Annotated in this window: 1 rRNA gene; it reads left to right on the top strand. The window is 56.8% G+C overall.

Going from position 1 to position 1,057, the window contains the following annotated elements:
- Nucleotides 1–101: 101 nt before the first annotated feature.
- Nucleotides 102–1,057, top strand: a 23S ribosomal RNA gene (locus tag ACZ7M2_RS52455); the annotation flags it as partial.

Here is a 1,057-nt window from a genome sequence, read left to right as displayed (position 1 = left end):
GGCTGCCTTCAGTGCCGGCCCCAGTGCACTCGGACTACTGGTTCGGGGTGATGGGTGGTTGGTCGTTGTTTGAGAACTGCACAGTGGACGCGAGCATCTGTGGCCAAGTTTTTAAGGGCGCACGGTGGATGCCTTGGCACCAGGAACCGATGAAGGACGTGGGAGGCCACGATAGTCCCCGGGGAGTCGTCAACCAGGCTTTGATCCGGGGGTTTCCGAATGGGGAAACCCGGCAGTCGTCATGGGCTGTCACCCATACCTGAACACATAGGGTATGTGGAGGGAACGCGGGGAAGTGAAACATCTCAGTACCCGCAGGAAGAGAAAACAACCGTGATTCCGGGAGTAGTGGCGAGCGAAACTGGATGAGGCCAAACCATATGCGTGTGAGACCCGGCAGGGGTTGCGTATGTGGGGTTGTGGGATTTCTCTTTCACGGTCTGCCGGCCGTGAGACGAGTCAGAAACCGTTGATGTAGGCGAAGGACATGCGAAAGGTCCGGCGTAGAGGGTAAGACCCCCGTAGTCGAAACGTCAACGGCTCGTTTGAGAAACACCCAAGTAGCACGGGGCCCGAGAAATCCCGTGTGAATCTGGCGGGACCACCCGCTAAGCCTAAATATTCCCTGGTGACCGATAGCGGATAGTACCGTGAGGGAATGGTGAAAAGTACCGCGGGAGCGGAGTGAAATAGTACCTGAAACCGTGTGCCTACAAGCCGTGGGAGCGTCGGACATCAAGCTTGCTTGGTGTCTCGTGACTGCGTGCCTTTTGAAGAATGAGCCTGCGAGTTTGCGGTGTGTTGCGAGGTTAACCCGTGTGGGGAAGCCGTAGCGAAAGCGAGTCCGAATAGGGCGATTTAGTAGCGCGCTCAAGACCCGAAGCGGAGTGATCTAGCCATGGGCAGGTTGAAGCGGCTGTAAGAGGTCGTGGAGGACCGAACCCACCAGGGTTGAAAACCTGGGGGATGACCTGTGGTTAGGGGTGAAAGGCCAATCAAACTCCGTGATAGCTGGTTCTCCCCGAAATGCATTTAGGTGCAGCGTCGTGTGTTTCTT

It is taken from the genome of Streptomyces sp. NPDC111507, assembly GCF_055638955.1.
This window is presented reverse-complemented; position numbering and strand designations above follow the sequence as displayed.